We start from the raw sequence: 13371 nt of genomic DNA on the forward strand, positions 1-13371 counted from the left end.
GCTCGGAAAGGGCCCCCGCGGCGGCGAGCCGGCGGGGGGGTCAGGAATGGATGCGGTCCATTCCTCGTACGACTATCGGCATACCTGATGCAACCTTTGCGTCGAACGTCGCGCCGACGTGCCGGACGGGGTGCGGGGGCGCTCCGGGAACGCCGCGGCCCCCGCATCCGTCAGGCGACGGATGCGGGGGCCGGGTGATCATCGAGTCAGGGGCACCTCGTCAGGCGCTGACCGCCTTCTGGACGTCGAGGGCCAGCAGCAGCTGCCCGTGCAGCTTGTACGCACCGCGGATGAGGTCCCGGGCCTGACCCTCCAGCGTGTCCGGCGGCGCCTCGAAGTCGGCTGCGTCGACGTCGACGACGTCGGCGATGGAGTCGACCAGCATGCTGACCGCCTCGCCGTGCAGCCGGACGACGATGACGACGGGGTCGGTGCCCTCCGGGCGCGGCGGACGGCCCAGCCGCTCGCGCAGCTCGATCGCCGTGACGACCTGGCCGCGCAGGTTGATCAGACCGGCGACGGCGTTCGGCGCGAGCGGCACGCGGGTGAGCTGCTGGCTGCGCAGCACCTCCTGCACGTGCTCGACCTCGATGCCGTAGAGGTCACCGTCCAGGCGGAAGGTGGCGAGCTGCCCGCTCGTCGCGGGCGCCTTGGTGGTCGGGGCGGTCACGGTCAGACCTCCAGCAGAGAGGCGGAGACGTCGGAGGACGTCGCCTGGGTGGGGATCGCGGGGGCGTTGTAGAAGGCCGGGTCGGCGGCGAGGATCGCGGCCCGGACGTCGAGCAGCTCGGTCACCTTGTCGCCGAGGACGGCGGAGCCGAGCAGGCCCAGGTCGTCGATGTCGCTGCGGATCGCGGCCTCGCCGTCGACGATGTCGAGGATCTCCTCCACGACGATGGCGACGCTGCGGCCGTGGTCGCTGTAGACGATGACCTCGAGGACCTCGCGGTCGGTCTCGCCGTAGGCGCCCAGGTGCCGGTCGAGCCGGACCATCGGCAGGATCGCGCCGCGGTACTGGACGACCTCGCGGTTGCCGACCTTCTCGACCGCGTCGGTGCGCACCTGCTCGAGGCGGGTGACGGTGTCGAGCGGAATCGCCACGCGCCGGCCGCCCCCGATGGCCGCGAGCAGCATCCGCTGCCGGTCGGTCTCGCTGGACGCCGCGGCTGCGGCCGCCTCGCGGGCCGCCTCCTGGCTGCGCTCGGTGGTCTCGGTCCGGAGTGCCCGGCGGGCCAGGGCCTGCACGTCGAGGATCAGGGCGACGGTGCCGTCGCCGAGGACCGTGGCGCCGGAGTAGAGGCCGATCGCCTTCATCTGGCCACCCACGGCCTTGACGACGATCTCCTCGGTGTTGATCACCCGGTCCACGACGAGGCCGAAGCGCCGTCCCTCCGACCGCAGCACGGCGATGACGACGTGCCCGTCGTGCCGCTCGGAGGTGAGGCCGAGGACATCGGTGAGGCGGACGAGCGGGAGCAGCTCCCCGCGGAGGCGGTAGACCTGCGCTCCGCCGACCTCCTCGACGGCGTTGGCGGCCTTCTCGGCGTCCAGGCTGACCAGCTCCTGCAGGCTGATCTGGGGAATGGCGTAGCGGTCGCCGGCGCACTCCACGGTGAGCGCCGGGACGATCGCCAGGGTCAGCGGGATGCGCAGCCGGCAGACGGTGCCGCGGCCGGCCTCGGACTCGACCTCGATCGTGCCGCCGATGGCCTCGATGTTGGTCTTGACGACGTCCATGCCGACGCCGCGGCCGGAGACGTTGGTCACCGCGGCAGCGGTCGAGAACCCGGGCAGGAAGATCAGCTGCAGGATGTCGGCCGGGCTCATCCGGTCCAGCTGCGCGACGGTGATCAGGCCCCGCTCGACGGCCTTCTTGCCGAGCTTGACCGGGTCGATGCCGGCGCCGTCGTCCGCGACCTCGACCACGACCTGGCCGCTCTCGTGGCGGGCCCGGAGGGTCAGGACGCCCTCGGTCGGCTTGCCGGCGGCCTTGCGGACGTCGGCGGTCTCGATGCCGTGGTCGACCGAGTTGCGGACCAGGTGGGTCAGCGGGTCCTTGACCGCCTCGAGCAGGGTCTTGTCCAGCTCGGTCTCGCGACCCTCCATCTCCAGTCGGATGGACTTCTTCAGCTGCATGCCCAGGTCGCGTACGACGCGCGGCAGCTTCGACCAGATGTGGTCGATCGGCTGCATGCGCGTCTTCATGACGCCCTCCTGCAGCTCGCTGGCGATCAGGTTGAGCCGCTGCGAGGCCCGGATCAGATCCGTGTCGGTCTGCCGGGCGACGTTCTGCACGATCTGGTTGCGGGTCAGCACCAGCTCGCCGACGAGCAGCATGAGCTCGTCGAGCAGGTCGACGTCGACCCGGATGGTGCTGTCGGCGACCGCGCGGCGCGGCTGGCCGTTCTGGTCGACCGGGGCGGAGTCACCGTCCTGGTGCTCGCCGGAGGTGTCGGCCACGCTGGCCTCCTCCACGATGGGCTCGGACACGGTGGCGGGGACTCCCTCGGACTGGGGCTCTGTCTGGACGGGCGTGACGTCGACCGGACCGTCGACGATCGGCTCGGGCGCGGGCTCGGCGACAGCCGACGCCGCGACCGGCTTGCGAGCCGGGGTCTTGCGGGCCGCCGCAGGCTTCTTCGCCGCGGCGGTGGTCTTGCGGGCAGGGGCCTTCTTCGCGGGCGCTGGCTTCGCCGGCGCCTTGGCCGGAGCCTGCGCCGCGGGGGCCGTCTCCTCCGACGCGCGAGGCGCGGGGACCTCAGCGGCCGGCGCGGGGGCGGGGGCGGGGGCGTCGTCCATGGCCGCGGTGATGGACGCGACGACGGCGGAGACGTCGACCGGCCCCTCGCCGCCGCTCGCCTCGATCGAGGTCAGCAGGGAGCGGACGGTGTCGACCATCTGCAGCAGCACGCTCGTGCGGGCCGGCGTCAGCGCCAGCTCGCCGTCACGGAGGCGGGAGAGCATGTTCTCCCCGACGTGGGTGACCTCCTCGAGCCGGTTGAAGGCGAGGAAGCCGCTGGTGCCCTTGATCGTGTGGATCGTGCGGAAGATGCTCGACAGCCGCTCGCGCGAGTTGGGGTCCTGCTCCAGGGCGACCAGGTCGGAGTCCAGCTGGTCGAGGTTCTCGTGACTCTCGACCAGGAACTCCTCGACGATGTCGTCCAGACCGTCCACGGTGTTGCCTTCTCTCTCGTTGCGACCGGGCGCATGCCCGCCCGGTTGGGTCATCGGCGCGGTGCCGGCGGAGTCAACCTCAACTCCGCCGGCACAGCCGTCCCCTCAGTTATCGGCACCTTCGGGAACGGTCCGACCCCCGCTGGACCGTGGTTCAGTAGGTGAACCTCGCGACCGTCGTGCGCAGGTCCGACGCCATCCGCGACAGCTCGTCCACCGCGGTGCGGGTCTGGGTCAGGGCCTGGGTGGTCGACTCCGCCGCCGTGGAGACGCCGGTGATGTTGCCGGCGATCTCCGTGGTGCCGTTCGCCGCCTCCTGCACCGAGCGGGACATCTCGTTCGTCGTGGCGGTCTGCTCCTCCACCGCGGAAGCGATCGTGGTCTGCCGGTCGGAGATCTGCGCGACGATGCTCGAGATCTCCTCGATGGCCCCGACAGCGGCGGTCGTGTCCCCCTGGATGGCCAACACCCGGCGGGCGATGTCCTCGGTCGCCTTCGCCGTCTCCTGCGCCAGCTCCTTGACCTCGTTGGCGACGACGGCGAAGCCCTTGCCGGCCTCACCGGCCCGCGCCGCCTCGATCGTGGCGTTCAACGCCAGCAGGTTGGTCTGCTCCGCGATGGACGTGATCACCTTCACCACGTTGCCGATCTCCGCCGAGGACTCACCGAGCTTGGCGACGGTGGCGGTGGTGGTCTCCGCCGCCGTCACGGCACGCGCCGCCACGTCGCTGGCCTCCGCCGCGTTCGACGCGATCTCGCGGATCGAGGCACCCATCTGCTCCGCACCCGCGGCGACGGTCTGGACGCTGCGGCTCACCTCCTCGGCGGCCGCGGACACGACACCGGACTGCGCGGAGGTCTCCTCGGCGCCGGACGCGATCTGCGCCGCGGACGCCGACAGCTCCTCCGAGGACGCCGCCACCGAGTCGGCGCTGACAACGACTCCAGCCATCACCTCGCGCAGGTTGCCGACAGCCTGGTCGAGAGCGGCGGCGGTCCGGCCCACCTCGTCACCCTGACTCACCCCGCTCGTCCTGGTCAGGTCGCCGGCCGCGAGCGCCGTGGCGACCTTCATGACCTCACCCAGTGGTCGGATGATGCGCCGGGCCACCATGAAGGCGGTACCGAAGACCAGGAGGGCGCCGACCACGATGACGCCGATCATGATCGCCTCTGTGCGCGCCTGGCTGTCGGCGGCGGCCACGCTGGCTGCGTGGACACGGTCCTGGAGCGACTTTCGTAACGTCTGCGTGAGGTCGATGACCTTGTAGTACACCGCGTAGCTGTCGCCCAGGATCAGCGCGTCGGCGGCGTCCGTGCTCGCCGGCGAGTTCTGCTCGTACAGCGCGACGACCTTGTCGTCGAGGGTGAAGAAGTCCTGCCACTTGCTGGTGATCTGGTCGAAGACTGCCGCTTCGTCGTCCGTGAGCACGTCGGTGGGCATCTTCCCCAGCTCGGCACGCAGCTTGTCCGAGATGTCGAGGAAGCCGGCGCGGTTGTCCGAACCGGGTTGGACGGCCGCCACGGGGCCGATTCGACGGGCGTCCCAGGCATACGCCGTCTGCCATCCACTGACGTCGGCGTTGAAGTACTCGATGGTCTGGGCGTGGCTCAGCGCCCCCTGGATCTCGTTGACGTTCTCCCGCGATTGACCGGAACTGCTCAGCCCGCTCAGCGCGAAGGAGCCCACCGCGATCGCGGCGGCCATGCCGGCGGCACCGACGGCGAGAATCTTTCCGCGGACTCCGATTCCGCGGCGCCGCGGCGCTGAACTGCTGGTGCTCATCGTCTTCGTACCTCGTCTGCTCGTGATCTGGGGGCGCCTTCGCCCGCGGGCTTGCGGAGGAAGTCGGAATAGGGGGCGACCGGAGGGAGGTGCCTGGAGGAAAGCTATATCCCCACACGCCCCTTCCGATCCAATTTTCTTCGTGTCGGGACCGTACCGATAATTGTTCGGACATCGTTTCTTCGATGTCGACTTGTCCTTTTCGCGATGAGTCGTCGAAAGCGCGGCGATTGATGACCGGATTCCCGCGACCCACCCCTCGGCACCCGCGTGCGATCAGACGGAAAGGCGACCACCATGTTGCGCAGGTCCGTCGGCACGCGGGGGGGCCGTGCAGGCGGCGTACGCCGCGGTGCGCGCCGAGTGACACCGGGGCGCCGACTCGGCAGCGGGGGAGACACCGTCGATACTCCGACGGATGCCGTCGGCGCCCTCCCGCCGGCGGTGTCTTCCTGGTGACGATCGGCCGGTGGAGAGACGACGAGGGGTGGTGACCGGGATTCCGGTCACCACCCCTCGTCGCGGGTCGATCAGGATGCGCTCAGTAGGTGAACCTCCCCACCGTGCTGCGCAGATCCGATGCCATGCGGGAGACCTCGTCGACCGCGATGCGGGTCTGGCCCAGGGCTTCGGTGGTCGACGCGGCGGCTGTCGAGACGCCGGTGATGTTGGTGGCGATCTCGGTGGTGCCGTTCGCCGCCTCCTGGACCGAGCGGGACATCTCGGTGGTGGTGGCCGTCTGCTCCTCCACCGCGCTGGCGATCGTCGTCTGCCGGTCGGAGATCTGGGCGACGATGGCCGAGATCTCCTCGATCGCGGTCACCGCTGCGGTGGTGTCGCCCTGGATCGCCAGCACCCGCTTGGCGATGTCCTCGGTCGCCTTCGCGGTCTCCTGCGCGAGTTCCTTCACCTCGTTGGCCACCACCGCGAAGCCCTTGCCGGCCTCTCCGGCCCGCGCGGCCTCGATGGTGGCGTTCAGCGCCAGCAGGTTCGTCTGCTCCGCGATCGACGTGATCACCTTGACGACGTTGCCGATCTCCGCCGAGCTCTCGCCCAGCTTGGCGACGGTGGCCGTCGTGGTGGCAGCCGCCGTGACCGCCTTCGCGGCGACCTCGCTGGCCTCCGCGGCGTTCGAGGCGATCTCCCGGATCGAGGCACCCATCTGCTCCGCACCCGCCGCCACGGTCTGCACGCTGCGGGACACCTCCTCGGCCGCACCCGACACGACACCGGACTGGGCCGACGTCTCCTCCGCCGACGACGAGATCTGCGCCGACGACGCCGACAGCTCCTCCGAGCTCGAGGCCACGGAGTCCGCCGAGGCGACCACCGAGGCCATGAGTTCGCGCAGGCTGCCCTGCGCGGCATCGAGCGCCGCCGCCGTACGTCCCAGGTCGTCGCGCGAGTCGACGCCGGTGGTCCGGGTGAGGTCTCCCTGTGCCATGCCCTCCGCCACGTGCTGCACCCGGCGCAGCGTGCTCCGGATCGCCCGGACCACCAGGACGCCCAGCCCGAGGGCCACGAGCGTGCCGACCGCCAGCACGGCGATCAGCACCGTCCTGGCCGTCGCACTGGTGGTCGCCGCCTGCTTCGCATTCGCAGCGGCCTCCTGCTGCTCGGACTCCACCAGCGCCGCGATGCCCGCGGTCACCTTCTGCATCACCGGGCCGGCCTGGTTGTAGAGCTGCTCCCCCGTGGCGTAGTCGTCGGCGGCGAAGGCGGCAAGCATCTGGTCGTTCAGCTGCCCCCACGACGCGTAGTCGTCGAGAACCGTGCCGGCGAGCCGGGCCTGGGCGGCCGTGGGCTTCGTCGCGCCATAGCCCTCACCCGCCACGACGAGCGCCTCGGCCGCGGCCTTGGACCGGTCGTGGAAGGGCTGCTTGTCCACGTTCGGCGGTGCGGCCACCGCGATGGCGTCGCTGAGCTGGAGCTCCAGCAGCTTCGCGCGCATCTCCTCCACGGAGACCAGGCCCTGGGTGCTCTGCTGATACGTGGTCTGCGCGCGGTCCGCGGCCGTGGACAGCGAGGCGAGGCCGACCGCGCCGACCACCCCTCCGGAGATCACCGCCACTCCCACGGCGGCACCGATCTTGGCGGCCACCGGGGTATCGCGCACGATTGCGCCGATACGGGACATGGGGATTCCTTTCGACAGCGATGACGGGGACCTGCGCTCCATAGAAAGGGTGGACCCGCTCCATACATCGAGTCGTCTTTGTTTACGGCGCGTCGCGCGACTCGTCCGAGAAAGGACGACAACCTTCTCCTTTCCGACGCTTTGTCGACAGGATCGCCCGATTGGGCTTCGGAAAGCGCGAAAGAGGTGTGCGACCGATTCGGCCGCACACCCCCTTCCCGTGCTGGATCAGCAGCTCAGTAGCTGAACCTCCCGACCGAGGTGCGCAGATCCGACGCCATCCGCGACAGCTCGTCCACCGCGGTGCGGGTCTGGCCCAGCGCCTGGGTGGTGGACTCCGCCGCCGTGGAGACGCCGGTGATGTTCGTGGCGATCTCCGTGGTGCCGTTCGCCGCCTCCTGCACCGAGCGGGACATCTCGCTCGTGGTGGCCGTCTGCTCCTCCACCGCGCTGGCGATGGTGGTCTGCCGGTCGGAGATCTGGGCGACGATCGAGCTGATCTCCTCGATCGCGGCCACCGCCGCGGTCGTGTCGCCCTGGATCGCCAGCACCCGCTTGGCGATGTCCTCGGTCGCCTTCGCCGTCTCCTGCGCCAGCTCCTTCACCTCGTTCGCGACCACCGCGAAGCCCTTGCCCGCCTCACCGGCCCGCGCCGCCTCGATCGTGGCGTTCAACGCCAGCAGGTTCGTCTGCTCGGCGATCGACGTGATCACCTTCACCACGTTGCCGATCTCCGCCGACGAGTCACCGAGCTTGGCCACCGTCGCGGTCGTCGTCTCCGCCGCCGACACCGCACGCGCAGCCACCTCGCTGGCCTCCGCCGCGTTCGACGCGATCTCCCGGATCGAGGCACCCATCTGCTCCGCACCGGCGGCCACGGTCTGGACGCTGCGCGACACCTCCTCGGCCGCACCCGACACGACACCCGACTGGGCCGACGTCTCCTCGGCCGACGACGAGATCTGCGCCGACGACGCCGACAACTCCTCGGCGCTGGCCGCGACGGCGTCCGCGGAGGCAGCGATCTCCCCGACGGTGGAGGCCATCGTGGCGGCGGCGCTGTTCAGCGCGATCGCCATCTGACCCACCTCGTCCCGGCCACGGACCGGCAACCGGACGGCGAGGTCGCCGCGGGCCAGTCGCTCGAGGCCGCCGCGCACGCCCTGGATACCGCGGACGATCTCGCGGGAGACCACGAAGGCCACGACGAGACCGAGCAGGACGGCGATCACCGTCACGGCGATGTTGATGCGCTGGGTGAAGGCCTCCCCGGCCTCCGCCGCCGCCCGGGCGCTCGTGGCCCGTGCGTCGACGGACTTCACGAGCTCGGTCATGGCCTGGTCGAGCGTGTAGAAGACGTCCCACTTGTCGCCGGTGGACACCGCGTCGCCCTCGTCGAGCCGGCCCTGCGCCCACAGCTGGAAGATCTGGTCGTTGTAGGCGCTCATGGCCTTCCAGTTCTCCTGGATGGTGTCCAGGCTCGCGCGCGCCTTCGCGTCGAGGAGGGAGCGGTCGATGGTGAAGAGCTTCTCGAAGCCGGCCGCGCCGTCCTGGTAGGCCTTGAGGTTGTCGCCGCCGGGAGCGGCGGCTGCCGCGCCACCGTCCACCCGCGCGCGCCACGCGGTGATGTTCTGCCAGTTCGCCGCCCAGAGGAGGTCGTAGCGGGCGGCCTCCACCTTCTGCTGGACGCCGATCGCGGCCAGGGATTCGGCGTGCAGGTCGCTGGTCCGATTGCCGTTCACCGTCCCGGTCACCGTGGACGCGATGAGTCCGAGCAGCAGGACCGTGGTCAGGCCGAAGATCCGGGCGCGGATGCTGCGGTCCCGGTACCAGTGGGAGGCGGGGGTCTCGGGCGCTGGCGCCGAGGTCGTGCGTCGTGGAGTGGGCATGGTGCTCTTTCCTCACGTGGTGGTGCGCTCCACGGGGCTTCGGGAGCGAGAGGAATGCTGCACGCACGTTTGTAGATGTCTTAGCGCGAAGGCATCGTGTCGCGCATTCCGGCCGCAATTGTTCGGCCACCGTTCCTGCCGAATGCATTTGTCGACCCGCGGAAACGCCGGAGGCGCACGACCGGAATCCGGTCGTGCGCCTCTGGCGCGTGCAGCGGGTTCAGTAGGTGAACCTCCCGACGGTGCTGCGCAGGTCGGCGGCCATCCGGGACAGCTCGTCGACCGCGGTGCGCGTCTGGGTGAGCGCCTGGGTGGTCGAGTCGGCGGCGGTGGAGACGCCGGTGATGTTCTCCGCGATCTGCGTGGAGCCGCTGGCCGCCTCCTGGACCGAGCGGGACATCTCGCTGGTGGTGGCCGTCTGCTCCTCCACCGCGCTGGCGATGGTGGTCTGCCGGTCGGAGATCTGGGCGACGATCGAGCTGATCTCCTCGATCGCGGCCACCGCCGCGGTCGTGTCGCCCTGGATGGCCAGCACCCTCTTGGCGATGTCCTCGGTCGCCTTCGCCGTCTCCTGCGCCAGCTCCTTCACCTCGTTGGCCACCACCGCGAAGCCCTTCCCGGCCTCACCGGCCCGGGCCGCCTCGATGGTGGCGTTCAGCGCCAGCAGGTTGGTCTGCTCGGCGATCGAGGTGATCACCTTGACCACGTTGCCGATCTCCGCCGAGCTCTCGCCGAGCTTGGCCACGGTGGCGGTGGTCGTCGCGGCCGCGGTGACGGCCTTGGCGGCGACCTCGCTGGCCTCCGCGGCGTTCGACGCGATCTCGCGGATCGAGGCACCCATCTGCTCCGCGCCGGCGGCCACGGTCTGGACGCTGCGCGAGACCTCCTCGGCGGCGCCGGCCACGACACCGGACTGGGCGGAGGTCTCCTCCGCCGAGGCAGAGATCTGGGCCGACGACGCGGACAGCTCCTCCGACGAGGCGGCGACGGCGTCCGCCGAGCTGCCCACCGTGGCGAGCACCTCGCGCAGGTTCTCCCGCGCCACGTCGAGCGACTCGGCCATGCGGCCGACCTCGTCGCGCTGGGTGATCCCGCTGGCGTGAGTCATGTCGCCCTCGGCCAGCTTCGCCAAGGACTCGCGCATCCGGCCCAGGGGGCGGGTGATCTGGCGGGCCACGTAGAGCGCGGCACCGATGCCGGCAACGAGGCCGACCACGAGCAGCACGATGACCGTGATGCGCGCCGACGCGGCGTCGTCCTCCGATGTCACCATCTGGGTGTCGGCGCTCTGCTGCTCGAGCTTCATCAGCTTCTGCAGGGCGGCGGCCGCCGCGTCGCTGGCGTCCGCAGCGTCGGAGTGCGCCGGGTGGTAGGCGGCCAGCCCGCCGTCGTCGGCAGCCTTCATCTCCGCGGTGCGCAAGGTCCGGTACGTCGCGAGTGCGTCCTTGAACGCGGCGACCTCCTTCTCGCGCCCGGTCACGTCCGTACCCAGGTAGGCGGCGAACGCCTCGTCCATCGCCGCGTCGTCGGTCTTGAGGTTGTCGATGCGCTCGGGCTGCTTCTCCGGGCGGTCCATGTTCAGGACGTACTGGGCGGTGTCGACCTTCGCCTCTTCGAGGGCGTACTGCGTCTGGTCGAGATAGGTGATCGGGACCAGGTTCTGGTCGTAGACGAAACGGCCGTTCGCCGCCAGCTCGTTCATCTTCACCAGGGAGGTGATGCCGACCGCCACGGCGACCGCCGCGACGATGAGGACCGCGGCAGCGATCTTGACGGCCACAGGCCGGTCGGCGAACCAGCCGGACCGACCCCGCGTCGGGGGTGAGGGAGCTTCGTTAGTCACGTCAATCCGTCCAGGGTGGTCAATCGGAGCGCCACCGGGATGTGGTGACACGGAGATTGTTGTCATTCCACCGACTCACCCGAGGGTTGAGTCCCCACCGTTCTGCCAATTGTGATGTGTACGCCGGGTCACCGTCCCGCAGAAGACCATGTGTCGACCCGGCTCGCGCACTCGGTCATTTGCGGGCGGATCGGACGAAGAGAAATGCCTGGTCCGCTGAATGGCGTCACGCAATTGTCGACACGATGGGCACGGCGACCGTTTACGGAACGACCGGTCATCCCGCCCGCCCGGCGACACGGGCCGGACTCAGGCGAGCAGGTCGCCCAGCCGCCGGAGCAGTGCGACCGCGGCCGCGGTGTCCGCAACGCGGTACCGGGCGTCGGTCCGCCCGTCGCCGACCTTGACCGTGACACCGTCCGGATCGAGCGCGCGGAAACCGTCCTCGTCGGTGACGTCGTCCCCGAGGTAGATGGCCGCGGCGGCGTCGAGTTCGGCGACGAGCCGGCGCAGCGCAGTCCCTTTGTCCGCGTCGGTGACGGCGACCTCGAGGACTTCCTTGCCCGGCTTCAACGTCAGTGACGAATCCACGGCCGAGTGTGCGGCCGCGAGCAGTGCTGCGGCGGTGGCGCGGTCCTCGACCTGCCGGACGTGGACGGCGACACTGGCCGGCTTGACCTCGAGCCGCGCCCCCGGGACGCCGTCGACCAACGGGCCCAGCACCGCGGCCAGCGCGTCCCGCCGGTCGGCCAGCTCGCCGGTCAGTGGCCCGTCGAACTCCGCGCCGTGGCTGCCGATCCAGCGGAACGGACCGGACAGGCCGCTGACCGCCTGGAGGTCGGCCGCCCCGCGCCCGGACACCAGCGCGACGGTCACCCCGGGGACGGCGGCGACCCGCGCCAGCGCCTCGGCGACGCCCTGCTCCGGTACCGCGGCCGACGGGTCACCCACCAACGGGGCGAGGACGCCGTCGTAGTCGCTCGCCACGAGCAGGGGACGCCGGGCAGCAAGCGCTGCCAGCGCCGCGTCCAGGTCCGGCCCGATCGCGCTCATCCCTGGGCCCCGCCCCGCCCGGCCGACAGGCGCTCGGAGGTCCGGCCGACTTCCCGCCCCGTCGGCTGGCCCTCGGACTGGCCCCGCAAGGCCTCGAAGAAGGAGCTCGCCCAGTGATCGAGGTCGTTCTTGGCCAGGTGCCGACGCATCGCCCGCATCCGCCGGGCGCCCTCCGCCGGATCCAGGCGCAGCGCCCGGACGAGCTGGCTCTTCACCCCGGCGATGTCGTGCGGGTTCACCAGGAGCGCCTGCTTCAGCTCCGCGGCCGCGCCGGCGAACTCCGACAGCACCAGTACGCCGCCGTCGTCACCACGCGCCGCCACGTACTCCTTGGCCACCAGGTTCATGCCGTCCCGGTAGGGCGTCACGAGCATGACGTCGGCCGCGCGGTACAGCGCGGCGAGCTCCTCCCGCGGCATCGACTGGTTGAAGTACCGCACCGCCGAGCCCGCCAGCGAGCTGAAGATGCCGTTGATGTGGCCGACCTGCTGCTCGATGGTCTCGCGCATGTGCACGTAGTGCTCGACCCGTTCGCGGCTGGGCGTGGCGACCTGCACCAGCACGGTGTCCGGTGCCTCGACGACGCCGTCCTCGAGCAGCTCCTCGAATGCGGCCAGCCGGACGCCGATGCCCTTGGTGTAATCGAGCCGGTCGACACCCAAGATGATCTTGGACGGGTTGCCGAGCTCCTTGCGGATCTCCTCCGCCCGGGCGAGCACCTCGGGGGAGCGGGCCAGCTCGTCGAACGCCGCGACGTCGATCGAGATGGGGAACGCCCGGGCGGAGACCGTGCGCCCGTCGTACTCGATCAGGTGCTTGCGGGTGGGCAGGTCGTGCAACCGGCGGGCGAGCTGGACGAAGTTCGCGGCCGCGGCCGGCCGCTGGAACCCGACCAGGTCCGCGCCCAGCAGCCCCTCGACGATGGCCGACCGCCACGGCAGCTGGGTGAACAGCTCGTACGGCGGGAACGGGATGTGCAGGAAGAAGCCGATGGTGAGGTCGGGGCGCTGCTGACGCAGCAGCGCCGGCACCAGTTGCAGCTGGTAGTCGTGCACCCAGACGATGGCACCCTCTGCGGCGACGTCCGCCGCGCGCTCGGCGAACCGCTTGTTGACCTGCACGTAGGTGTCCCACCAGGCCCGGTGGTACTCCGGCTTCTCCACGACGTCGTGGTACAGGGGCCACAGCGAGGCGTTCGACATGCCCTCGTAGTAGCGGTCGACCTCCTCCTCGGTCAGCTCGACCGGAACCAGCGAGATCCCGCCCGATTCGAACGGCTCCGGCGCGTCGCCGGCCGATCCGGACCAGCCGACCCACGCGCCGCCGCGGCCGGCCACGAACGGCTCCAGGGCGGTGACCAGGCCGCCGGGGCTGCGCTGCCAGCGCATGCTCCCGTCCGGGTCGGTCACCTGGTCGACCGGGAGTCGGTTGGCCACGACGACCACGGGGCTGTCCGCCCCGGTGCTCTTCCCTGCCATGTCCGCCATAC

At 70.7% G+C, this 13371-nt stretch carries 8 protein-coding genes; all 8 read right to left on the reverse strand.

What is annotated here, in order from left to right; all coding sequences use genetic code 11:
• Positions 1-220: 220 nt before the first annotated feature.
• The 8 genes from AC2H4J_RS20975 to AC2H4J_RS21010 all read right to left on the reverse strand — a co-directional run bounded on the left by AC2H4J_RS20975 (position 221) and on the right by AC2H4J_RS21010 (position 13360).
• A complete protein-coding gene (locus tag AC2H4J_RS20975; RefSeq protein ID WP_487466854.1) occupies positions 221-670 on the reverse strand; it encodes a chemotaxis protein CheW in 450 nt (149 codons plus the stop codon).
• Positions 671-672: 2 nt separating this feature from the next.
• Positions 673-3174 carry a chemotaxis protein CheA gene (locus AC2H4J_RS20980; protein ID WP_487466855.1) on the reverse strand — a complete coding sequence of 834 codons (2502 nt, stop codon included), beginning with the start codon at positions 3172-3174 and terminating at the stop codon, positions 673-675.
• A gap of 154 nt (positions 3175-3328) precedes the next feature.
• Positions 3329-4960, reverse strand: a complete 1632-nt coding sequence (locus AC2H4J_RS20985; protein WP_487466856.1) for a methyl-accepting chemotaxis protein — start codon at positions 4958-4960, stop codon at positions 3329-3331.
• 541 nt (positions 4961-5501) lie between these two features.
• Positions 5502-7097, reverse strand: a complete 1596-nt coding sequence (locus tag AC2H4J_RS20990) for a methyl-accepting chemotaxis protein (RefSeq protein WP_487466857.1) — start codon at positions 7095-7097, stop codon at positions 5502-5504.
• Positions 7098-7333: 236 nt separating this feature from the next.
• Positions 7334-8986 carry a methyl-accepting chemotaxis protein gene (locus tag AC2H4J_RS20995; RefSeq protein WP_487466858.1) on the reverse strand — a complete coding sequence of 551 codons (1653 nt, stop codon included), beginning with the start codon at positions 8984-8986 and terminating at the stop codon, positions 7334-7336.
• 220 nt (positions 8987-9206) lie between these two features.
• Entirely contained in the window at positions 9207-10766 is a 1560-nt protein-coding gene (locus tag AC2H4J_RS21000; protein WP_487466859.1) for a methyl-accepting chemotaxis protein, read from the reverse strand.
• 372 nt (positions 10767-11138) lie between these two features.
• On the reverse strand, positions 11139-11882 hold the full coding sequence (otsB, locus tag AC2H4J_RS21005) for a trehalose-phosphatase (RefSeq protein WP_487466860.1): 744 nt from the start codon (positions 11880-11882) through the stop codon (positions 11139-11141).
• Positions 11879-13360 carry an alpha,alpha-trehalose-phosphate synthase (UDP-forming) gene (locus AC2H4J_RS21010; protein WP_487466861.1) on the reverse strand — a complete coding sequence of 494 codons (1482 nt, stop codon included), beginning with the start codon at positions 13358-13360 and terminating at the stop codon, positions 11879-11881. Before AC2H4J_RS21010 ends, otsB begins: the two co-directional genes overlap by 4 nt.
• Positions 13361-13371 lie beyond the last annotated feature (11 nt).

This window comes from Blastococcus sp. OS1-29, assembly GCF_057628075.1.

Excerpts from the sequence above, each read along its gene's own strand:
- AC2H4J_RS21010 (WP_487466861.1), bottom strand. The coding sequence starts at position 13,360 with ATGGCAGGGAAGAGCACCGGGGCGGACAGCCCCGTGGTCGTCGTGGCC.
- otsB (WP_487466860.1), bottom strand. The coding sequence starts at position 11,882 with ATGAGCGCGATCGGGCCGGACCTGGACGCGGCGCTGGCAGCGCTTGCT.
- AC2H4J_RS20985 (WP_487466856.1), bottom strand. The coding sequence starts at position 4,960 with ATGAGCACCAGCAGTTCAGCGCCGCGGCGCCGCGGAATCGGAGTCCGC.
- AC2H4J_RS20995 (WP_487466858.1), bottom strand. The coding sequence starts at position 8,986 with ATGCCCACTCCACGACGCACGACCTCGGCGCCAGCGCCCGAGACCCCC.
- AC2H4J_RS20990 (WP_487466857.1), bottom strand. The coding sequence starts at position 7,097 with ATGTCCCGTATCGGCGCAATCGTGCGCGATACCCCGGTGGCCGCCAAG.